This window comes from Polaromonas sp. P5_D5 (assembly GCF_054049435.1).
The window spans coordinates 17,080-38,172 of sequence record NZ_JBFUMJ010000001.1; the positions used below are offsets into that span (position 1 = coordinate 17,080).

The following is a 21,093-nucleotide window of genomic DNA, read 5'->3' on the forward strand; positions in this document are numbered from 1 at the left end:
TATTTGATAGCTGGTGGCGCGCATTTTCATTGGCCTAGTGGCCGTTTTGATTGCTAAAAATGCATCAAAACGGCCATTTTTTTGCTCGAAAGCACAAAAAAGCCGGCGCGAAGCCGGCAAAAATGGCCGGCCGCACTGGCAGCACGGCCATGCCACACAAGAGCTCAATCAGGCAGCCACGGCCTCGGCAGGCACCACCGGTTGGGCGGCCTTCGGTGGCTGCGCCTGGCCGCCATGCACGCGTGAGCGGCGGCCGTCCACGCTGATCGGCACGTCGCCGGCCAGCGTGACGCGGCGCACGATGCGCTTCTGGTCGCCGTAGTCGTTGATGGCGTAGTGCTGCGTGGCGCGGTTGTCCCAGATCACCACATCGCCCTGAATCCAGCGCCAGCGCACGGTGTTTTCAAGACGCGTCACATGGCTTTGCAGCACCGACAACAGGTGCTGTGAATCGGTGCTGGAATAACCCACCAGCTTTTTCGCGAAATGGCCGAGCACCAGTGTGCGCTCGCGGGTTTCGGGGTGTACGCGCACCACCGGGTGCTCGGCTTCATGCAATGTGCGGGTGAAAACCTCGCGGTAATGCCGCAGGCCTTCGCTCGACACTTCGTCTTCGCTGCGTGAGGCGGCGTAGTCGTAATCGTTGCCATGAATCACCCAGAGCTTTTCGGCCAGCTCGCGCAGCGCGGGCGGCAGGCCCTGGTAAGCCAGCGCCGTGTTGGCCCACACCGTGTCGCCGCCGGCGGGTGGGATCACCACGCCGCGCAGCACCGATATCTTGGGCGGGGCCACGGCGAAGGTCACGTCGGTGTGCCAGGAGTTGGCACGCCCGCCGTGTTCCGAGTCCAGCTCAAGGATGAAACCCGTGCCCTGGCGCACCGGCACCGTGGGGTGCGGCACCGGCTCGCCCAGGCGCTTGGCAAACGCCTCCTGTGATGCGTCGTCCAGATGCTGCTGGCCGCGAAAGAACAGCACCTTGTGCTTGAGCAGCGCCTGGTTCAGCGCGGTGATGGTGGCGCCTGGCAGGTCGGCAGACAGGCGCAGGCCGCGCACCTCGGCGCCAATGCGGCCGGCGACCGGGTGAATATCCACGGGCAATGTTGTCATGAAGAAGCTCCTTGTGTCATGAAAGAAGCAGACGTCAACAACGACGCTGCCTGCAGACTTCTACGCATGACCTGTGCCAGTGAAAAGCGGTGGTTGGGAGGTGTTTTTTTGCGGTATTGCTGCCATAGCAGCAGCCTGCCAAAAGCGACTGCAGAAAACTGTTGAACGGCTGCTGCGAACGCAGCACGGACTTTTCGGCTACAGCGGCGCGAAGGCGGAACTGCTCTCTTCAGCATGTGCGGCTTGTGCAGACCTGTCGAGCAAGCCATGGCGCTTGAGCAGGGTGCGCAGCACGTTGCGCGAAAGGCCCAGCAGATGCGCAGTCTGCACCTGGTTGCCATGGCAGAACTCGAACGCCGTCTTCACCAGCGTGGCCTCGACGGCGTCAAACAGTTCAGGCTCGGCCTGGTTCATGCGTTGCAGCAGCACCTCGCGCAAACTGTCTGGTGCAGCGCCCTGCACCATGGGGGTTGAAACCTGTTCTACGGAAGCAGGTGCCGGCAATGCAGCAGGTGCCGCGCGGGACGCCAGGCGCGCAGAGCGGTGGATGCCCTGCAGGTCCGCGACATGCAGCGTTGCGGCCGGCGCGACGATGAGCGCGTAGTGGATGACGTTTTCCAGCTCGCGGATATTGCCGGGCCAGTCATGGGCCAGCAGGGCCTGCTCTGCCTCGGGCGAAATGCTGGCATCCCTGATGCCCAGGCGCGCGGCGTAGCTCGCCAGGAAATGTCGCGCCAACGGCAGGATGTCGCCGGGCCGCTCAAACAGCGGGCGCAGCTCCAGCGTGGCAACACTCAGGCGGTAGTAAAGGTCGGCGCGAAAGTGGCTGGCGTTCACCGCGTCGCGCAGGTCGACGTTGGTTGCGGCAATCAGGCGCACGTCCAGCGCAATCGGCTTGCGCGAACCGATGCGCACCACCTGGCGCTCCTGCAGCACGCGCAACAGCTTGACTTGCAGGCTCAGCGACAGGTCACCAATTTCGTCAAGGAACAGCGTGCCGCCGTCGGCCGCCTCAAACCAGCCGGCGCGGGCGTGCGCAGCGCCGGTGAAAGCGCCGGTTTCATGGCCAAACAGTTCGGCATCGATCAGCGACTCGCTGAAAGCGCCGCAATTGACCGCCACAAAAGGCCCGCTGCGTCCGCTGCCCTGGTGGATCCGGCGCGCCAGCAATTCCTTGCCGGTACCGGTTTCACCAATGATCAGGACCGTGGCTTCGGTCGGCGCGACCTGGTCGACGCGCTCCAGCAAGGCCAGCGAGCCGGGGTCTTCGAACACCAGCGCCTTGGCGCGAATCGACAAGGCGCCGGCATTGGGAAGGGTCAGCAACCGGCTCATGCCTTGCGCTCCGCCTGGCTACGCTCAGAACCCGGGCAGCACAGCGCCCTTGAACTCGGCCTGCACGTACTTGCGGATTTCTTCCGAGTGGTAGGCCTTCACCAGCTTGGCCACCCACGGCTTGTCTTTGTCCTGCTCACGCACGGCAAGCAAGTTGACATACGGTGACTTGGCGGCTTCTTGGGCAATCGCGTCCTTGGGGTTCAGCCCGGCGGAGAGCGCGTAGTTGGTGTTGACGGCCGAGGCGTCCAGGTCGTCCAGCGAGCGTGGCAGCTGGGCGGCGTCGAGCTCCACAAACTTCAGTTTCTTCGGGTTCTCGATCACGTCGAGCGGCGTGGCTTTCAGGCCTGCGTCGGGCTTGAGCTTGATCAGGCCCTTGTCCTGCAGCACCAGCAGCACACGGCCGCCGTTGGTCGGGTCATTGGGAATACCGAAACGGGCACCCTCCTTCAACTCGGCCAGGCTTTTGACCTTTTTTGAATAGAGGCCGATCGGGAAGTTGACGGTGTAGCCGACGTTGACGATCTTGTAGCCGCGGTCCTTGACCTGCTGGTCGAGGAAAGGCTTGTGCTGGTAGCTGTTGCCATCCAGGTCGCCGGCGGCCAGCGCGGCGTTGGGCTGGATGTAGTCGCTGAACTCGACGATCTGGATCTTCAGGCCGTCTTTTTCGGCGATCTTTTTGACCTGCTCAAAAATCTGCGCGTGCGGACCGGCGGTGACGCCGATCTTCAGCGGCTTGTCTTGCGCCAGCACAGCGCCGGTGAACGAGGCGGCCAGCGCGAGTGCGACGGCGGACTGGATGAGGGTGCGTTTTTTCATGGTGTTTCCTTTTTTTGAAGATGAATGAATTTGTTTTTTTGCCCTGAAGATCAATTTCAGGGCCATTTTTAAGAGGCAAATCGGGCTCTAACCCAATGGGAACGTGCGCGAGCAGCTATCAAAAGCGTAGCAATCAACATCGCCGCGCATGGCTGTCATGGATGGACGGGGTCATCTGTGGCTCAACCTGCGCACAGCCCAGTCGCCCAGGCTTTGCACCGCCTGCACAAACAAAATGAGCACCAGCACCACGGCCAGCATGACTTCAGGCAAAAAACGCTGGTAGCCGTAGCGGATGCCCAGGTCGCCCAACCCGCCGCCGCCAATGGCGCCGGCCATGGCCGAATAACCCGTAAGGCTCACGAAGGTGATGGTCAGGCCCGCGACGATGCCGGGAAGAGCCTCGGGCAGCAGCACCTTGAAGACGATCTGCCGTGTGGTCGCACCCATGGCCAGCGCGGCTTCGATCAGCCCGTGGTCGACTTCGCGCAGCGAGGTTTCCACCAGCCGCGCAATGAACGGCGCGGCCGCGATGGTGAGCGGCACCACCGCCGCCGCCGTGCCGATGGAAGACCCGGTGATGAAGCGCGTCAGCGGAATGATGGCCACCAGCAAAATGATGAACGGCGTGGAACGCACCGCATTGACAAGGCCGCCGACGACGCGATTCACGCCAGCGTTTTGCAGCACACCGCCCTCGTCTGTCAGGCGCAAAAACACCCCGAGTGGAATACCGATGAGCGCACCGACCGCGCCCGAAATGCCCACCATGACGATGGTTTCCCATAGCGAGCTGACAAAGAGCTCGAGCAGGGCTTGTGAGAAATTACTGAACACGGCTTAAACCCTCCCGCCCACGGCCAGCTCACCGCCGACCTGGTCTACATGCACACCGGCGCCGCGCAAATGCGCCACCGCTGCGTTGAGCTGTTCGCGTGCGCCGCGCGCAAACACTGCCAGCGAACCGAAGGGCTTGCCCTGGATTTCATCGACCTGCCCGTGCACGATGGACAAGTCAATGCCAAAGCGGCGGATCACGTCTGACAGCAAGGGCCGATCCGACTCATCCCCCGCAAAGGCCAGTCTGAGCAGCTGCCCTTCTTCCGGGTGCTCGGCACTCATCAGGGTGCGTATGCGCGCCAGCACGCTGTCGGGCAAATCCTGCGGCACGATCTCGGCGATCAGGCTGCGTGTGGTTTCGTGTTGCGGACGCGTGAAGACATCGATCACCGGGCCGCTTTCAACAATGCGGCCGGCGTCGATCACCGCCACGCGATCGGCCACCTGCTTGATCACCTGCATCTGGTGCGTGATCAACACGATGGTGAGGCCGAATTCCTTGTTGATCTGGCGCAGCAGGCCGAGGATGGAGCGCGTGGTTTCCGGGTCCAGCGCCGAAGTAGCTTCATCCGACAGCAACACCTTGGGCCGGTTGGCCAGCGCGCGCGCAATGCCCACGCGCTGCTTTTGCCCGCCGCTGATCTGTGCCGGGTAGCGATCCGCCAGGGCGCTCAGGCCGACGAGGTCCAGCAAGGGCTCAACACGCGCCTTGATGTCCGCTGCCGATAGACCCGCAATCTCCAGCGGCAAGGCCACGTTGCCGTACACGGTGCGCGACGACAGCAGGTTGAAGTGCTGAAAGATGATGCCGATATCGCGCCGGGCTACGCGCAGTGCTTCGCCGTTCAGCGAAGTCAGTTCCCGGCCGCCCACCAAAACCTGGCCGGCCGTCGGCCGGTTCAGCAGGTTGACCACGCGCACCAGCGAGCTTTTGCCCGCACCACTGCGGCCGATGATGCCGTAGACCTCGCCCGGGTTGATGTGAAGGTCGACGCCCCGCAGTGCTTCGACCGGGCCGCTGGGGCCCTTGTAGGTTTGAAAAATACCTTTGAGCTCGATCATGAAAATTCGCTAAACCTTGTCGCCCCTCACGGTTCTTGTGAAAACGTGTGAGGCTCTTTTTTGAACAGGACGCGAATTTAGCCGAGCTTTCCCCAAACTCAAAAGAATATTAAATAGACTAGTTAGATCATTAATTAGCTATAGAACCAGATTTACAGGCATTTACGCATTTTTCAGCCAAAACTTGATCATTTATACCCGGATGATATAAACTCCTCATTTGACCCGGACAAAATTAACCGTAAATGACTTTATGACCTCTACCATGATCGCCACGCCCCGCACCCTGACGGCCTTCGCCGGTTTCCAGCGCATTGCCTCGGGCCCTCGCCGCGAGCTGCTCGCGCAGTTGCGCGCTACGCCCCAGCCGGCCGACATCCTGCTTCGCATATTCAACGATGCCAACGGGGAACGCCTGGACCTTGACCTGCGGCCCGACGCCGTGGACGCGCCCGACGACACGCCGCTCGACCCTCCCGCCGCCGAACACGAAGCACCGGTAACGCGTCCTGTGGGGCGCCCCCGGCTGGGGGTGGTTGCGCGTGAAGTCACCTTGCTGCCGCGGCACTGGGAATGGCTGAGCCGCCAATCCGGCGGTGCTTCGGTTGCGCTGCGCAAGCTGGTGGAAGAGGCGAGCAAGGCCAACGAGGCACGCGACGCGGTACGGGCCTCCCGCGAAGCCGCTTACCGCTTCATGGCGGAAATCGCAGGCGACCTGCCCGGCTTCGAAGAAGCCACCCGCGCCCTGTTTGCCGGCGACCGGTTGCGTTTTGCCAGCCTGGTCGAGCCCTGGCCTGAGGACGTGCGAACCTACCTGGCGGCACTGGCCGCAGCCAGTTGGAGCGCCGCATGAAGCCGCCGGATCTTTCCGCCCTTGATCACCGGCTTGAAACCGAAGTGCGTGAGGGCGACGTGCGCACGGCGGGCGAAATCGCGGCGCCACCGATTTCCGTAGCAGATCCGGTCCCGCCGCTGGCAACACAGCCCGCGGCGGCGAAACCCGCTTCGCACACCCGGCCCGCATTGAACGACGGTGTGCCGATGTGGAAGACCTTTGCCGCTTTCCTCGGCCCCATGCTGCTCAGCAACATCCTGCAGTCGCTGTCGGGCACGCTGAACAACGTGTATGTCGGCCAGATGATCGGCGTCGGCGCACTGGCGGCGGTGTCCAGTTTCTTCCCCATCCTGTTTTTCTTCATTGCCTTCACCATCGGCCTGGGCGCTGGCGCCTCCGTGCTGATTGGCCAGGCCTGGGGAGCGCGCGACACCGGCAAGGTCAAGGCGATTGCGGGCACCACCCTCAGCGTCGGCCTGATTTTTGGTTTGCTCGTCGCGCTGTTCGGCGGTATCTTTACCGGGCCCTTGCTCAGGGCACTGGGCACACCGGCCGACATCCTGCCGGACGCCACGCTCTATGCCCGCATCATGATGATTGCAGGGCCCGGCCTCTTCGTCTACCTGCTGGCCACCGCCATGCTGCGCGGCGTGGGCGATACGGTCAATCCGCTCTACACGCTGGGCATCTCGACCCTGGTGGGCCTCGCCGTCACACCGGCGCTGATCCGCGGATGGTTCGGCCTGCCGCAGCTGGGGGTGGCCAGCGGTGCGGTGGCTTCGGTGCTGTCGATGGTGACGGCCACGGCCTGGCTGGCCTTCAGGCTGCGGCGCATCCACAGCCCGCTGGCGCCGGACGCGGAATTTGTACGCCACATGCGCATCAACGGCAGCATCCTCAAGACCGTGCTCAAGATCGGCGTGCCCACCGGTGTACAGATGATCGTCATTGCGCTGGCTGAAGTCGCCCTGCTCTCGCTGGTCAACAGTTATGGTTCCAACGCCACAGCGGCCTACGGCGCCGTCAACCAGGTGGTGGCGTATGTGCAGTTCCCGGCGATTTCGATTGCCATCACCGCTTCGATCCTGGGTGCGCAGGCGATCGGCGCGGGCCGCACCGACAAACTGGGCACCATCGTGCGCACCGGTTTGCTGATGAACCTGGCGCTGACCGGCTCACTCGTGCTGCTGGGGTACTTGTTCTCGCGCCACCTGATGGGCTTTTTCATCACCAGCGAACCGGTGATTGAGGTGGCGCAGACGCTGCTGCACATCATGCTGTGGAGCAGCGTCATCTTCGGCATGGCCTCGGTGCTCTCGGGCATCATGCGCGCCAGCGGGTCGGTGCTGGTGCCCACCGGCATCGCCATCTCCTGCATCGCGCTGGTGGAGGTGCCCGTCGCCTGGCTCATGAGCCACCGCATCGGCATCAACGGCATCTGGGTGGCCTACCCGGTCACCTTCATCGCCATGCTGGGTCTGCAGACGGCTTATTACCGGCTGGTCTGGAAGAAGAAGTCGATCAGGCGCCTGGTCTGAGCCCGTCATTTCCTGATTGATCCACACCATGACACACACACACCGCAACGCCACCGTCGACATCGCCAGAGGCATCGGAATCATCCTGGTGGTGCTCGGGCACAACAGCCTGGTACTGGAAAACAAGGGCGAGCTTTTCCGCGTGATTTACGCGTTTCACCTGCCGCTGTTCTTTTTCCTCTCCGGCCTGTTCCTGAAAGACTCCGATTCCCTGCGGAAGTTTGCACTGTCGCGGGCCGATGCGCTTCTCAAGCCCTACTTTGTCGTGCTGACGCTGGTGGGCATCCTGATGGCGCTTGATTCCGACATGGTTCCCACCGCCGACACAAGCGCCTCTGATTATTTTTTCGGCGTGTTGTATGCCACCGCACCCACCATTGCGTGGGCGCCGCTCTGGTTTTTGCCGCACCTCTTTGTCGCATCGGTGGTGGCCATGGCCATCCTGCGCGCCACCAGGGCCGTTGAACACCGCGCACGCTGGGTTTTTCTGGCCGCCTCGATGCTGCTGGCCGCGGGCATCCGCTGGATTGGGAGCTTCTGGCAAATCGACACGGCCAGCCTGCATTTCATGGGCCTCGCCCGCTTGCCAGGGCTGCCCTGGAGCCTCGATTTGACCCTCATCAGCTCAGCCTGCCTGCTGTTCGGGTTTCTGCTGCGCGAACAGGTCATGGCCGTGAAATTCAACGCCATCAGGCTGCTTGCCGCGGCCATTGCCTTTGCGGCGCTGCACTACCACTTCAACGAGACCATGGACCTGAATCTGCGCATCTACGGCGAGCCGCTCATTGCGACACTGCAGGCCGCGCTGGGCATTTACATGGTGCTTTGCATCTCTGCACTGCTGGCGCGGTATCCGCGGCTGCAGCGCCCATTGACCTACATAGGCTCCGGCAGCCTGCTCATCCTGGTGTTTCATCCCGTCGCGCAGGGGCGGGCCTTCCTGCTGCTTTCCCGCTTCAGCCACAACGACTACCTGGTTGGGGCGGCAAGCCTGGCTGCGGGCATCGCGTTGCCGCTGCTCGTGCTGGAAATTGCGAAACGCCAGCGGTACCTGGCCGCATGGTTGCTGCCGCGCAAGTTCGGGCCCCCAGTCCAGCAAGCGGCCGCAACCAGGTCGCCATAACCACGCGACCCGGGCTGCTTGCCCTTGAGTGTGATCACCACGTCCACCCGGCGTTTACGCGCACGCCCTTCTTCAGTGGCGTTGTCGGCCACCGGCTGCGACTTTCCATAGCCTTTCACCGCCAGGCCTGCGGGAGGCGCTACGATAGCTTCTCCCGGGAGATGTTTCATGAACGAGGAACTTTCACGTCTGGCAGCTGCGATCAACGTTAGCGAACCGCAGCATGAACCGCTTCGCCTTGCCTTTGGGCTGGCCTGCGCACAACGCGCAGAACACCTGCTCGAAAACCCGGAAGCCATCCGTTGCCTGGCGGTCCTTCGGTCTTTCGTCGAAGGAAAATCAGACCGCCCCGCCCTGGCGCAGGCGGCACAAGAAATTGCAGCGGTTGCCAATAGCCACAGGGGCTCCAACTCCATTGATGGCTCGGCCCACGCAGCGGTTTCGGCCACCTATGCCGTGGCCAATGCCCTTGCCGGCCGTGCCCTGGAAGCTGCAGGCTACGCGGCATATGCGGCTGTCTATGGTTATGGCGGCTATGCAGTCACTGACCCATCGGCTTTTGAAGGGGAGTTCGCCTGGCAGGTTGAAAAATTCAAGAGCCTCGCCCACACCTTCACGGCGCATTGCGCGCAGGATCCGCATTTCATAGAATCGGCTCGCAACCTGTCTCCCTGAGATGGGCCGCTCATACAAAAAAAGTTTGGCATGGTCCACGACAATGCCGCCCCGGGAGGACGTCATGCTTCGCTACATCGCAGCCGGTTCCATCAGTGGTTACCAGCGGTATGTCTCGCCCCACAAAGGCTATTGCTGCGCCCATCGCGCACATACGGGGCATTCCTCGTGCTCCGAGTTTGCCCGCAAGATCGTGCTGCGGTATGGCGTGATTGCCTTGTTTCGCGCGCTGCCCCGCCAACTGCAACGGTGCCGCAATGCCTATGCAGTCCTGCTGGCCGCTGCGATCGCCGCAGCGGCAGCCCCGGAACAAGACCCGAAAAAAAAGAAGGACGAGAATTCATGCGGCGACTCTTGCAGTCCGACCGACTGCATTGACCTGGACTGCGGTAGCTGCGATTTTTGACGCATCAGCGACGCCGGCTCCATGGCTTTAACATAGCGGCTCCCATTACCACCAGTTCTGCCGGAGCCCCCATGCAACTTATCGGAATGCTCGACTCGCCCTACGTTCGCCGCGTAGCCATTTCCCTGCAACTCCTCGGCCTGCGCTTTGAACACCAGTCGATCTCGGTGTTCAGCACCTTCGAAAAATTCCGGCAGATCAACCCGGTTGTCAAAGCGCCCTCCCTTGTGTGTGACGACGGCACGGTGCTGATGGACTCCACCTTGATCATCGACTACGCCGAGGCGCTGGCCGCCCAGCAGGCGCCACCCAAAAGCCTGATGCCGGCGGCCATCGCCGAACGCCAGCAGGCGCTGCGCGTGATTGGCCTGGCCATGGCCGCCTGTGAAAAAAGCGTGCAAATCATCTATGAACGCAACCTGCGCCCCGCTGAAAAGTTGCACCAGCCCTGGGTATCACGCGTGACGGGCCAGTTGCTGGCGGCCTATGGCGAGCTGGAATCAGAACTCCAGCGCAAACCGCTGGCTGCGACCAGCGGCACCATGGGTCAGGACGGTGTGACCGTGGGCATTACCTGGCACTTCACGCAAGCCATGATTCCAGAGGTGGTAAACGCCGCCGACTACCCGGCCCTGTGTGAATTCTCTGCCCGGGCTGAGCAACTGCCTGAGTTCATGGCAGCACCGCACGGGGACAGTATTTATCGCCAGGAATAGACTTCATACGCCTGGCAAGCCTTGATATCAGGGGCGCATGTTTGAGACACATCAACCCAATATAAGGAGTTCCCATGAAGCCACGGATTACGGTCATCACTGTCGGCGTTGATGATCTGGAAAGATCGCTTCGCTTCTACCGCGATGGCCTTGGCCTTCAGACAGAAGGCATTGTTGGTGCCGAGCTCGAACATGGCGCCGTGGCATTCTTCGACTTGCAGGCGGGCCTGAAGCTCGCCCTCTGGCCGCGCAAAAGCATTTCCCATGATTCGGGTGTTCCGCTGGAGAATGCCAGCGTAACCGAATTCACACTGGGCCATAACGTCTCTTCGAAAGCAGAAGTTGATGCCGTCATGGCGCAGGCCAAAAAAGCGGGCGCCGTAATCACCCAGGAAGCACATGACACCGCCTGGGGCGGCTACGCTGGCTATTTCCAGGATCCAGACCGGCATCTGTGGGAGGCGGTATGGAACCCCCAGTGGTCAGCCGGCGATTGAAGCGTAGCGCATACCAAAAATACAAATCATCCATCCCATGACTACACACAAAATCCAGGCCCTGCTGTTTGATCTCGGCGGCGTGCTGATCGATGTCGATTTCAACCGCGTGCTTGAGTACTGGCAGCCGATTTCCCGCTTGTCCCTTGAAGAACTGAAAGCCACCTTCAGCGCCGATCTGCCTTATCAGCAGCATGAACGCGGTGAAATCACGGCAGCGCAATACTTCGCGCACCTGGCCGCGAACCTGGAGTTGCAGGATGATCCGGTGCGCATCGCCGAAGGATGGAACGCCATTTTCGGCGGCGAAATCACCGAGACTTTCAGCCTGGTGCAGGAAGCCCGTGCCCATCTTCCGTGCTACGTTTTTTCCAACACGAACGCCGCGCACCAGGTGGCGTGGACAGCGCTCTACCCCCGCCTGGCGCAGTCATTCGAGCGAATTTTTGTGTCGTCTGAAATAGGTTATCGCAAGCCCGAGCGCCGGGCCTTTGAATACGTCGCTGACGCGATGGGCGTCCCCCTGAACGCCATCCTGTTCTTTGACGACCATCCCGACAACGTCGAAGGCGCAAGGGCCGCCGGGCTGCAGGCGGTCCATGTGCGGGGGCCGGCGGATGTCAGGGCTGCGCTTCAAACCATAGGTTGTGTGAAATAGGTATTTTTCCAAGGCAAACAACGAGCTGCTTTTAATCCGCTCCGTTTGCACCGCGACGCGAATCACGGCAACTAGAATCAAGCGTAGTCCGCGCACCATTAAAATTCATAACATGAAACTTAAACTCATCGCGCCTGCCCTTCTCCTTGTCGTACTTTCCGGATGCGCTAATTACAAGCCTGTCCCGGAAGGCTATACCGGCCCCGTCGCAACCGTCGCTGACAGCGGCTTTGCAGAAGACGGCAGCAAGGCGCAGCTTTTCGTGCTTGATGGCGTGGATGGCAACCGCATTGCAAACAGCTTCGGGGCAAGCGCCAGCGCCAGCCACGGACGGGGCTTCGCATTGACCACGTCAATCGTCGAAAGGCAAGTTCCGGCAAAACCAATGAAAGTCTCCCTGCGCGCCAGCCACACCACGGCAGCACCCATACAAGCCATCGCGAGCCAGATGGCAGGAACCTTCTTTTCGGTTGAAGGCGTGGTGGATTTCACGCCACAACCCAATGGAAAGTACGTGGTGAAAGGTGAGCTCAAGAAAGAGTCCTCTTCGGTATGGATTGAAGACGCCGACACCCAGCTTCCTGCCACTGAGAAAATCGTCAAAAAATAGGCAGTTAGGGCCGCTCGTCGGCAGTGGACTCGCCGGCCGTAGGCCGCTAGGATGGCTGCATGGTCACAGAATCCGAGCCAGCTCCAGGCCCCACCCCGGAGCTTTCCGAAGAAAAGGTCAACGAGGCACACGACGCCTGGTGCCGGGCCTACGTGCACGTCTGGGCCGACCTCTCAAAAGGCGTCTACGACAAGGACGCGGTGGAAAAAGCGGCCGACGAACACTGGCAGCGCAGCCCGAAATCCAGCCCGGTGATGGTGGCCACGACGGAGTTCACCAAGACCACCAAGGCGGCACCCCCGCACGCTGCCGCGCCCTAGCCCACCTGCAACTGGTGTTCATAACACCACATCCAGCTTTCTCCGGGTTCGAAGGACTGGATCACCGCGTGCCCTGTGGCTGCATGGTGTTTACTGGCGTGTTTGTTTTTTGAGTCGTCGCAGCAACCGATATGGCCACAGTGCACACAGAGCCGCAGATGCATCCAGGTGTCGCCCATCTTCAGGCATTCTTCACAGCCTCTTGCATTGGGCGAATGAATCTCCGCAGGAACGTGGGTGCAGGGTTTGATGCGCATGTGAATCTCCAGAATTTCGTCAGGCAGCAACAGCCGTACGCTCCATCGCCGCCAGGTGCTGGTGGATCATGGCCACCACTGCAGCGCCCTCGCCTATCGCGCCGCCCACACGCTTGACGGAGCCGCTGCGCACATCGCCAATGGCAAAAAGGCCCGGAATGTTTGTTTCCAGCGGCGCGGGTTTGTAGTCGGAGTGCTTGCAGGTGACGGCCTCCCCGGTGCGGACAAAACCGTGTGCATCAATGGCTGCGCCGCAACTCGTCAGCCAGCTGGTTTCGGGATCAGCGCCGACAAACAGGAACACGTTGCGCACATCCGCCGCGTGTTCGGTGCCGCTCTTGCGGTTTCGCCAGGTCACACCGGAAAGGCCTGTGCCGCCATTGCCGTCGCCATCATCATCGCCGTGCAGCTTCACCACCTCGGTGTGCGGCAGCAGCTCGATGTTGGGCGCGGCTTCAATGCGGTCTATGAGGTAGCGCGACATGCTGGCGGCCAGGCTGGGGCCGCGCACCAGCATGTTGACCTTGGCCGCATGCTGCGACAAAAACACCGCCGCCTGCCCGGCCGAATTGCCGCCGCCCACCAGCACGACGTCGGTCTGGCTGCACATTTTGGCTTCCAGCGCAGAAGCCCAATACCAGACACCGCGGCCTTCAAATTCTTCAAGGCGCGGCACTTCGGGCCGGCGATAGCGGGCACCGCTGGCCACCACCATGGTCTTGGCGCGCAACTTGCGGCCGTCGGTCAGCTTCACCTGCAGCTCGCCCCTGATGGCCTTGTGGGCACAGTCCAGCGACTGGGCCTGCGCGGGGATCAGCATTTCCACACCAAACTTTTGCGCCTGCACGTACGCACGGCCGGCCAGCGCCTGGCCCGAAATGCCGGTAGGGAAACCCAGATAGTTTTCAATGCGCGCACTGGCGCCGGCCTGCCCGCCGTAAGCACGGCAGTCAAGCACCAGCACATGCAGGCCTTCCGATGCGGCGTATACCGCCGTGGCCAGCCCGGCGGGCCCGGCGCCGACCACGATCACGTCAAACAGCTCGTCGTGCTCTTCCGTGTCGACCATGCCGATGCAGCGCGCCAGCTGGTTCTCGTCGGGGTTCACCAACACCGAGCCATCCGGGCACACCGCCAGCACATCACCCGCGGCCACACCGTATTGCTCCATCAGTGCGGCGGCGCCTGCGTCCTGGGCGATATCCACCACATGGTTGGGCTCGCCGTTGCGGTTCAAAAAGCTTTGCAGGCGCACCACACCGGCCGAGTTGGGCTGGCCGATCAGCACCGGGCCGCTGGCGCCGGCTTCTATCAAGGCCACGCGCCGCAAAATCAGCGCGCGCACCAGCCGTTCGCCCAGGTCGGCTTCGGCAATGATGAGCGCGCGCAACTGGCCGGGCGGCACCAGCAGGGTTTCGACATCTTCTTCGGCATGGCCATCCACCAGCGCGTTCTGGCCAGACAGCTGGCCAACCTCGGCCAGAAACTGGCCCGGCCCCTGGTTGACGATGGGCACCACATGGCCCAGGCCGTCGCGCTGGGTGATGGTGACCGAACCCTTGAGCAGCACAAACATGCCGGGGCCGGGCTCGCCGGCGGCAAACAGCCTCTCGCCTTTCTTGAACTGCAACACCTTGCCGAAGCGCTGGATGCGTGCAATTTCAGCGGCGCTGAGCACCGGAAACATCTGGTGGTGCCGGCTGGTGTCGGCAGCCAGCGGGGATTGGGCTGGGGTGTGGGTTGTGTCGTCGGCCATCAAAATACTCCGTTAAGCCTGTTGCCCGCAGCTTGTGCGCGTGGGCTTTGGCATCAGTCAGACGATGCCATTAAACGACGAATTGCATGTCGAATCCTCCTGCAGCAGTCGGGATTTCGGCGCAAGAGAACAAATCCGGCCATCTTGGGCTAGCAGGCCTGTACGCTCATGGCTGCACCCCCGCTTATCAACGAACGCCATGCCCCTTCCCCCAGACTCCGGCCTTCCGCCCGACGCAGTGCCTGCCAGGCGGCTGCGCTGGGGCCGCTGGGTATGGCTGGCCGCATGGAGCGGCCTGCTCACGGCGGCGTACGGGGTTTACAGCGGCGCCCTGCAGATTCCCACGCACATCAACCCGTGGGCGCCACTGGAAGTGACGGCGCCGCCCAACATGCTGACCTTTTACAAACTGTCACGTGCCCGCAACGACCCTGCTCGTTGCCTGGCCGCGCTGGCAAGCACCGGCATGCAGTACGACGAATTGCCCGACCGCAGCACGGGCGACGGCTGCGGGTTCAGCAATGCGGTGCGGCTGCGCACGGCGCCGGTGCGCATAGGCGCGGCCCTGCCGCTCAGTTGCCCCATGGCGCTGTCGTTCTTCATGTGGGAAAGAAATGCGCTGCAGCCAGCCGCGCAGCTGCATTTTGGCCAGCGCGTGGCGGGCATTGACCACCTGGGCAGCTATGCCTGCCGCAACATCAACGGCGGCGGCGAAGGCGCGCCGCCCAATGCACCGGCCCGTGCCCGCAGCCGCCATGCCACCGCCAATGCGCTGGACATTTCTGCCTTCACACTGGCCAGCGGCAAGCGCGTCACGGTGCTGAAACACTGGCCCGACGAAGACGACGCTGCGCCGCCCGGGCCCGAGGCGCTGCTGCTGCGCGACGCCCACAAAGGGGCCTGCAAATACTTCAAGGGCGTACTGGGCCCTGACTACAACGCCGCGCATAAGGACCACTTCCACCTGGAGACCGGCGGCTACAGCATGTGCAAGTGAGTCAGCTCAAGGAATTCTCAAGAAAAAAAGGCCTGAAGCCCAATAGATGATTGCGCGAGCAGCTATGCTTTTAATAGCATCCGGCCGCATGGAAGCCAGAGATCACCAGCCGTGCAATCGGCTCCAGGTCGCCAGCGCACCGTCTTCCGCCAGCGCGTGATATTCCGGATACTGCGCGCCAGTAGCGCAGGCGTGGTTGGGCAAGATGCGCAGCTGTGTGCCGATGGGAAAGCGCGCGGCAATGTCGGTGTCGGGCGCGCCTTCATGCGACAGGATGCCGTGCTCCTGGTTGGCACCGCTGAGGACATAACCCGGCAATACCGTGCCATCCGTGCGGCACACCTGGCCGTAGCCAAAGTCATGCTGCTGCTTTTGCGTGCCGCGGTCGCGGCTCATGGCCATCCAGCCCGCGTCCACAATCGCCCAGCCTTTTTCGGGCTGGTGCCCGATCACCGTGGTCAGCACGCTGAGTGCGATGTCGTCTGCCCCGCACACGCCGATGTTGTGCATCACCAGGTCAAAAAACACATACACACCGGCGCGCACTTCCGTGACGCCCTTGAGCTGCGCGGCTGACAGCGCCGTCGGCGTGGAACCCACGCTGACAACAGCGCACGGAAAGCCCGCGGCGCGCACGCGTTCGGCAGCTTCCACACAGGCGGCGCGCTCCTGCTCGGCCATCGCCACCAGCGCTTCGGGGGTGTTGAGGTCATAGCTAGAGCCGGCGTGTGTCATCACGCCGCCCAGTTGCATGCCGCCTTCGTGCAGCGTGCGGGCTACGTCCAGCAAGGCGGCCTCCCCGGGTTTGATGCCGGAGCGGTGGCCGTCGCTGTCGATTTCTATCCAGACTTCAAACTTTTCACCGTGTTCGCGGCCAAAGGCGGCAATGGCGGCGGCTGACGCCAGGCTGTCGGTGATGATTTTCAAATCGCAACCCTGGCGCCGCAGGGCCAGCGCTTGCGGCAGCTTGGTGGCGACCATGCCGACCGCGTAGAGGATGTCGGTGAAACCGTCGGCATGGAATTGCGCGGCTTCCTTGAGTGTGGACACGGTAATGCCCTGCGCACCCGCGGCCACCTGCGCACGCGCGACGGGTGTGCATTTGCTGGTTTTGACGTGCGGCCGGAAGCGAACGCCCAGCGCGTTCATGCGTTGCTGCATGCGCGCGATGTTGCGCTGCATGCGTGCGAGGTCGATCACGGCAGCGGGCGTGTCGAGTGTGGCCAGGGGGTTGGGCTGGGTGGTGGTCAAGGGAATCTCCAGAACGGTAAGTGCATCAAACAATTCACCAGGGCCAGGCAATGCTTTGGCCCTTGCCGGCAAGGCGCGCGCGCTGCTCCAGCAGGCGGGCGACCGTGAGGTCCTGCAGGGCGATGCCGGTCATGTCGAAGAAGGTAATGTCGCCGGCGCCGCGCACAAAGGTGGCCTTGCCCGACAGCACATCGCCGATTTCAGTGCAGGCGGTGTCGGGCGCCCATTGCAGCTCGCCGATGCTGCGCGACTGGGCGGCATCGTCCACAAACACGCGCGCCCTGGCGAGCAAGCCTTCAGGCAGCTCGCGTTTGCCTTTGGTGTCGCTGCCCACGGCATTGATGTGGGTGCCGGGCTGAAGAGCAGCCAGCTCGAACAGCGGGCCCTTGCCGGTGGTGGCCGTGATCACCACATCGCTTTGGGCCACGGCGGCATTCACGTCTGCCGCGTGCGAGATGGCGCAGGGGCCACCCGCAAACATCGCTTCAAACTCAGCCTTGGGCAGGCCACTGGCCGTGGCGTAAAACACCTGGCGCAACCCGGGCAGTTGGCGAAGGGCAAAGCGCAGTTGCGCCTGCGCCTGCACGCCGGTGCCGAAGACGCACACCGTGCGGCTGTCCTGCCGCGCCAGTTGCAGGCCCAGGCCGCCGGCGGCGCCTGTGCGTTCGGTGGTGACGGCGTTGCCGTCGATCAGGCAGGTCGGCCGGCCTGTGGCGGGGTCGAGCAGCATGATGGTGGCCTGGTGGGCGTCGGCGCCCCGCGCAAGATTGCCGGGCCAGAAACCGGCCGCCTTGAAGCCCAGCAGCGACTGCGCACCCACGTCACCCGACTTGATGCCAAACACGCCGCCGGTGGCCAGCCTTTCACGCACCAGGGAGAACACGCGGCCCTCCTCCTGGCTGTGGAGCACAAAGGCTTCGCGCGTGGCCGCAAGGACATCGGCGGGCAGCAGCAGGGATTCGACCGCGTGTTTGTCCAGCAGCAGGAGTTGGGCATCAGCCGGCCTGCTTGCCTTTGACGGCGGAGAACTGGCAGGATGGGGCATGGGTGGCTGCGCGAGGTGTGTCGTCATCTGGAAATATTATCTATTGTCAGACAATTTGTCAAATCAACGATTCACCTCCCAACCAGTTACCGCAGGAGACCCCATGCCCGCCAACCCGCACGCCCCTTGTGACGAAGGCATCATCCGCGCCCAGGGCGGCGACTGCGGCAAGACGGCGCACCCCAAGCTGGCGCTGGCCGCCACCGTGCTGGGCTCTTCGATGGCCTTCATCGACGGCTCGGTTGTCAACATCGCCCTGCCCGCCATCCAGCGCGACCTGGCTGGTGACTCGGCTGGCGGGCTGGCCGCCATGCAGTGGGTCATCAATGCCTACCTGCTGGCGCTGGGCTCGCTGGTGCTGGTGGGCGGCTCGCTCGGCGATCGGTTTGGCCGCCGCAAAATCTTCATTCTCGGCATTGCCATTTTTACGGCCGCCTCGGTGGCCTGTGGCTTTGCCCCTGGGCCACTCGCGCTGATTGCTGCGCGCGCCATTCAGGGTGTGGGCGCGGCGCTGCTGGTGCCGGCCAGCCTGGCCATCATCGGCAATGTGTTTGAGGGCGAAGCGCGCGGCAAAGCCATCGGCACCTGGGCCGCGTGGGCCGCCATTACCGGCGCGGCAGGGCCGGTGCTGGGCGGCTGGCTGGTCGATGCCGTGTCGTGGCGGTCCATCTTCTTTCTGAATGTGCCCATGGCGGTGGCCACCGTGTGGCTGGCGCTGTACGCCGTGCCTGACAGCCGCGACCCCGAGGCGCCGCAGCAGCTCGACTGGCTGGGCGTGTTGCTGGTGGCCAGCGGCCTGGGCGCGCTGACGTACGGCCTCACGCTGGCGCCCGAGCGCGGCTGGCAGGCCATCAGCGTGCTGGGCCCGTTTGCGGCGGGCGTGGTTCTGCTGGTGGCGTTTGTCTACGCGCAGGCGCACACGCGGGCGCCCATGATGCCGCTGGGCCTTTTCAAGTCGCGCGACTTTGTCGGCACCAATTTGCTGACGCTGCTGCTGTACTTTGCACTCAGCGGTGCGCTGTTCTTTTTGCCTTTTGTGCTGATTGGCGCCTTTAAATATTCCGCCACCGCCGCAGGCGCCACGCTGCTGCCGCTGTCGCTGCTGCTGGGATTTTTGTCACCGGCTACCGCCAAATTCACAGAGCGCTTCGGCGCGCGGCGCATGCTGATGGCCGGCCCGGCGGTGGCGGCTGCGGGTTTTGCGCTGCTGGCCCTGCCCGGTGTGGGCTGGTCTTACTGGGCGGGTTTTTTTCCGGCCATGGTGGTGATGGGCCTGGGCATGACGATTGCCGTGGCGCCGCTCACCACCACGGTGATGAACGCCGTGCCGTCTACCCACGCAGGCATTGCCTCCGGCATCAACAACGCCGTGGCGCGCGTGGCCGGCCTGCTGGCGGTGGCGGTGCTGGGCGTGGTGTTTGCCGCCAGCCTGGGCGGGCCGCTGCAGGCCGCTTCACCCGAGGTGCTGGTGGCCGCGTTTCGCTGGGTGGTGCTGGGCTGCGTGCTGTGCGCGCTGGGGGCATCGGCCTGTGCGCTGCTGTTTCTGGCGCCTGTGCAGCAACCAGGGCCAAATTCTTGAGCAAATAGTGGCTGTAGCCCAATAGGAACTTGCCCGAGCAGCTATATTTTTCATAGCAGCCTCTTGGGCCAGGCAGGTGCGGAAGGCAATGCGGCTAACACCCACCACCCAAATACAGCCTTGAAGAAGGCCCGAGGCTTAAACTTGGGGCTTCAGACGGCAGCGCACCGCCTCACCGCACGCGCCCTGCGCGCGGCCCTCCCCCTCTTCTCTCCTTCACACTTTCCCCATGCCCTTTAGCTCACTCGGTTTTACGCCCTCGCTTTTGCCGCTGCTGCTGCGCGCCCTGGAGGAAAAAGGCTACACCGCGCCCACCCCCATCCAGTCCGCCGCCATTCCGGCCATTCTTGAAGGGCGCGACGTGCTCGGCTCTGCCCAGACGGGCTCCGGCAAGACGGCGGCTTTTTCGCTGCCGCTGCTGCAACAGCTGGTCAATTCACAAGCCACTAACACCGGTCAGCACCGGCCCGTGCGCGCGCTGATTCTTGTACCCACACGCGAACTCGCCGCGCAGGTCGGTGAGGCCATCGTCAGTTTTGCCAAATACCTGCCGAAGCGGATCAAGGTCGCCATCGTGTTTGGCGGCGTGTCGATCAACCCGCAGATGATGAACCTGCGCGGCGGCGCCGACATCGTGGTCGCCACGCCGGGCCGCCTGCTCGACCTGATTGACCACAACGCCTTGACGCTGGGCAGCACCGGCACCCTGGTGCTCGACGAGGCCGACCGCCTGCTGGACCTGGGTTTTGGCGAAGAGCTGAACCGCATCCTCGCCCTGCTGCCGGCCAAACGCCAGACGCTATTTTTCTCAGCCACCTTCCCGCCCGCCATTGAAGCGCTGGCCGCCAGCCTGCTGCACAACCCGCAGCGCATTGAGGTGGAAGCAGTTGTACAAGCCGTGCCCGACATCACCCAACGCGCCATCGAAGTCGACGCCCCCCGCCGCACCCAGCTGCTGCGCCACCTGGTGCAAACCGAAAAATGGGAACGCGTGCTGGTCTTCGTCGCCACCAAACACGCCGCAGAAATCGTGGCCGACAAGCTGCGAAAAGTAGACATAGAAGCCGAACCCTTCCACGGCGAACTCAGCCAGGGCAAACGCACCCAGGTGCTGCAGGATTTCAAGATCAAGGCCGTGCAGGTGGTCGTGGCCACGGATGTCGCCGCACGCGGCATCGACATTGCACAAATGCCCGTGGTGGTGAACTACGACCTTCCGCGCTCAGTGACGGACTACACCCACCGCATAGGCCGCACCGGCCGCGCTGGTGAATCGGGTGTAGCCGTGAGTTTTGTGAGTGCAGCGACTGAGGCGCACTTCAAGTTGATCGAAAAGCGCCTGGGCATCAAGGTGCCGCGCGAGCAGGTGGCGGGGTTTGAGCCGGTGGAAGTCGCGGTGGTGAATCCGGCGGATCCTGCGGGGACTGGTGGGGTCAAGGGGAAGCGGCCTAGCAAGAAGGATAAGTTGCGGGCTGCACAAAAAACATAGTTCAACCCAATTTCTCCCGTCACAAACTCTCCGAGATACATACCATTTGTTTGAATAAACGTCACCGGTATTAAGGTAAGAAGATTTCGGTTTTCGTATTAGGATGACAAGGATTTAAGACTCGCGACGGCTGATGCATCTAGTCCGCGCGATTAAGAGTTCGATTTTTAGGGAATGA

The 21,093-nt window shown here is 62.9% G+C and carries 22 protein-coding genes; 13 read left to right on the forward strand and 9 right to left on the reverse strand.

Annotated elements, in window-relative coordinates; genetic code table 11:
* Positions 1–168: 168 nt before the first annotated feature.
* The 5 genes from ACXJKE_RS00075 to ACXJKE_RS00095 form a co-directional block, all read right to left on the reverse strand.
* The gene (locus ACXJKE_RS00075; RefSeq protein WP_457278546.1) at positions 169–1,107 is read right to left on the reverse strand and encodes a TauD/TfdA dioxygenase family protein; all 939 of its coding nucleotides are present in this window, start codon (positions 1,105–1,107) and stop codon (positions 169–171) included.
* 198 nt (positions 1,108–1,305) lie between these two features.
* Positions 1,306–2,442, reverse strand: coding sequence for a sigma-54 interaction domain-containing protein (locus tag ACXJKE_RS00080; RefSeq protein ID WP_457278547.1), 1,137 nt, complete (start codon positions 2,440–2,442; stop codon positions 1,306–1,308).
* A gap of 24 nt (positions 2,443–2,466) precedes the next feature.
* Positions 2,467–3,261: a MetQ/NlpA family ABC transporter substrate-binding protein gene (locus tag ACXJKE_RS00085; RefSeq protein WP_457278548.1), complete on the reverse strand. Its 795-nt coding sequence runs from the start codon at positions 3,259–3,261 to the stop codon at positions 2,467–2,469.
* Between the two features lie 171 nt (positions 3,262–3,432).
* Positions 3,433–4,098, reverse strand: a complete 666-nt coding sequence (locus ACXJKE_RS00090) for a methionine ABC transporter permease (RefSeq protein ID WP_457278549.1) — start codon at positions 4,096–4,098, stop codon at positions 3,433–3,435.
* A 3-nt stretch (positions 4,099–4,101) separates the two neighbouring features.
* The gene (locus ACXJKE_RS00095) at positions 4,102–5,163 is read right to left on the reverse strand and encodes a methionine ABC transporter ATP-binding protein (RefSeq protein WP_457278550.1); all 1,062 of its coding nucleotides are present in this window, start codon (positions 5,161–5,163) and stop codon (positions 4,102–4,104) included.
* A 265-nt stretch (positions 5,164–5,428) separates the two neighbouring features.
* Here ACXJKE_RS00095 and ACXJKE_RS00100 point away from each other — a divergent pair, with 265 nt between their 5' ends.
* The 10 genes from ACXJKE_RS00100 to ACXJKE_RS00145 all read left to right on the forward strand — a co-directional run bounded on the left by ACXJKE_RS00100 (position 5,429) and on the right by ACXJKE_RS00145 (position 12,541).
* Positions 5,429–6,016, forward strand: coding sequence for a DUF2239 family protein (locus ACXJKE_RS00100; protein ID WP_457278551.1), 588 nt, complete (start codon positions 5,429–5,431; stop codon positions 6,014–6,016).
* Between the two features lie 188 nt (positions 6,017–6,204).
* Positions 6,205–7,536, forward strand: a complete 1,332-nt coding sequence (locus tag ACXJKE_RS00105) for an MATE family efflux transporter (RefSeq protein ID WP_457279758.1) — start codon at positions 6,205–6,207, stop codon at positions 7,534–7,536.
* 28 nt (positions 7,537–7,564) lie between these two features.
* Positions 7,565–8,659: an acyltransferase family protein gene (locus tag ACXJKE_RS00110; RefSeq protein WP_457278552.1), complete on the forward strand. Its 1,095-nt coding sequence runs from the start codon at positions 7,565–7,567 to the stop codon at positions 8,657–8,659.
* A gap of 168 nt (positions 8,660–8,827) precedes the next feature.
* Positions 8,828–9,334 carry a hypothetical protein gene (locus ACXJKE_RS00115; RefSeq protein ID WP_457278553.1) on the forward strand — a complete coding sequence of 169 codons (507 nt, stop codon included), beginning with the start codon at positions 8,828–8,830 and terminating at the stop codon, positions 9,332–9,334.
* A 64-nt stretch (positions 9,335–9,398) separates the two neighbouring features.
* Positions 9,399–9,740: a membrane protein insertion efficiency factor YidD gene (gene yidD, locus ACXJKE_RS00120; protein ID WP_457278554.1), complete on the forward strand. Its 342-nt coding sequence runs from the start codon at positions 9,399–9,401 to the stop codon at positions 9,738–9,740.
* Between the two features lie 71 nt (positions 9,741–9,811).
* Positions 9,812–10,456 (forward strand): glutathione S-transferase, encoded by a 645-nt coding sequence (locus tag ACXJKE_RS00125; RefSeq protein ID WP_457278555.1) that lies wholly within the window; start codon positions 9,812–9,814, stop codon positions 10,454–10,456.
* A 74-nt stretch (positions 10,457–10,530) separates the two neighbouring features.
* Entirely contained in the window at positions 10,531–10,953 is a 423-nt protein-coding gene (locus ACXJKE_RS00130) for a VOC family protein (protein ID WP_457278556.1), read from the forward strand.
* A gap of 37 nt (positions 10,954–10,990) precedes the next feature.
* Complete coding sequence (locus ACXJKE_RS00135) at positions 10,991–11,611, forward strand: HAD family hydrolase (RefSeq protein ID WP_457278557.1); 621 nt, start codon at positions 10,991–10,993, stop codon at positions 11,609–11,611.
* Positions 11,612–11,723: 112 nt separating this feature from the next.
* Positions 11,724–12,221: a hypothetical protein gene (locus ACXJKE_RS00140; RefSeq protein WP_457278558.1), complete on the forward strand. Its 498-nt coding sequence runs from the start codon at positions 11,724–11,726 to the stop codon at positions 12,219–12,221.
* Positions 12,222–12,280: 59 nt separating this feature from the next.
* Positions 12,281–12,541 (forward strand): hypothetical protein, encoded by a 261-nt coding sequence (locus ACXJKE_RS00145; protein WP_457278559.1) that lies wholly within the window; start codon positions 12,281–12,283, stop codon positions 12,539–12,541.
* On the opposite strand, the gene ACXJKE_RS00150 is transcribed toward ACXJKE_RS00145, so the two are convergent.
* Positions 12,538–12,798, reverse strand: a complete 261-nt coding sequence (locus tag ACXJKE_RS00150; protein ID WP_457278560.1) for a UBP-type zinc finger domain-containing protein — start codon at positions 12,796–12,798, stop codon at positions 12,538–12,540. The two genes, ACXJKE_RS00145 and ACXJKE_RS00150, sit on opposite strands and share 4 nt — an antisense overlap.
* Positions 12,799–12,817: 19 nt before the next feature.
* Positions 12,818–14,554: an FAD-dependent oxidoreductase gene (locus tag ACXJKE_RS00155; RefSeq protein WP_457278561.1), complete on the reverse strand. Its 1,737-nt coding sequence runs from the start codon at positions 14,552–14,554 to the stop codon at positions 12,818–12,820.
* A 199-nt stretch (positions 14,555–14,753) separates the two neighbouring features.
* On the opposite strand from ACXJKE_RS00155, the gene ACXJKE_RS00160 reads away from it, so the two are divergent.
* On the forward strand, positions 14,754–15,551 hold the full coding sequence (locus ACXJKE_RS00160) for an extensin-like domain-containing protein (RefSeq protein ID WP_457278562.1): 798 nt from the start codon (positions 14,754–14,756) through the stop codon (positions 15,549–15,551).
* A 102-nt stretch (positions 15,552–15,653) separates the two neighbouring features.
* Here ACXJKE_RS00160 and ACXJKE_RS00165 read toward each other — a convergent pair whose 3' ends face one another.
* Positions 15,654–16,802: a DSD1 family PLP-dependent enzyme gene (locus ACXJKE_RS00165; RefSeq protein ID WP_457278563.1), complete on the reverse strand. Its 1,149-nt coding sequence runs from the start codon at positions 16,800–16,802 to the stop codon at positions 15,654–15,656.
* Positions 16,803–16,836: 34 nt separating this feature from the next.
* Positions 16,837–17,847 carry an ornithine cyclodeaminase family protein gene (locus ACXJKE_RS00170; RefSeq protein ID WP_457279759.1) on the reverse strand — a complete coding sequence of 337 codons (1,011 nt, stop codon included), beginning with the start codon at positions 17,845–17,847 and terminating at the stop codon, positions 16,837–16,839.
* Between the two features lie 103 nt (positions 17,848–17,950).
* Here ACXJKE_RS00170 and ACXJKE_RS00175 point away from each other — a divergent pair, with 103 nt between their 5' ends.
* Complete coding sequence (locus ACXJKE_RS00175) at positions 17,951–19,426, forward strand: MFS transporter (protein WP_457278564.1); 1,476 nt, start codon at positions 17,951–17,953, stop codon at positions 19,424–19,426.
* 229 nt (positions 19,427–19,655) lie between these two features.
* Positions 19,656–20,915, forward strand: a complete 1,260-nt coding sequence (locus tag ACXJKE_RS00180) for a DEAD/DEAH box helicase (protein WP_457278565.1) — start codon at positions 19,656–19,658, stop codon at positions 20,913–20,915.
* Positions 20,916–21,093 lie beyond the last annotated feature (178 nt).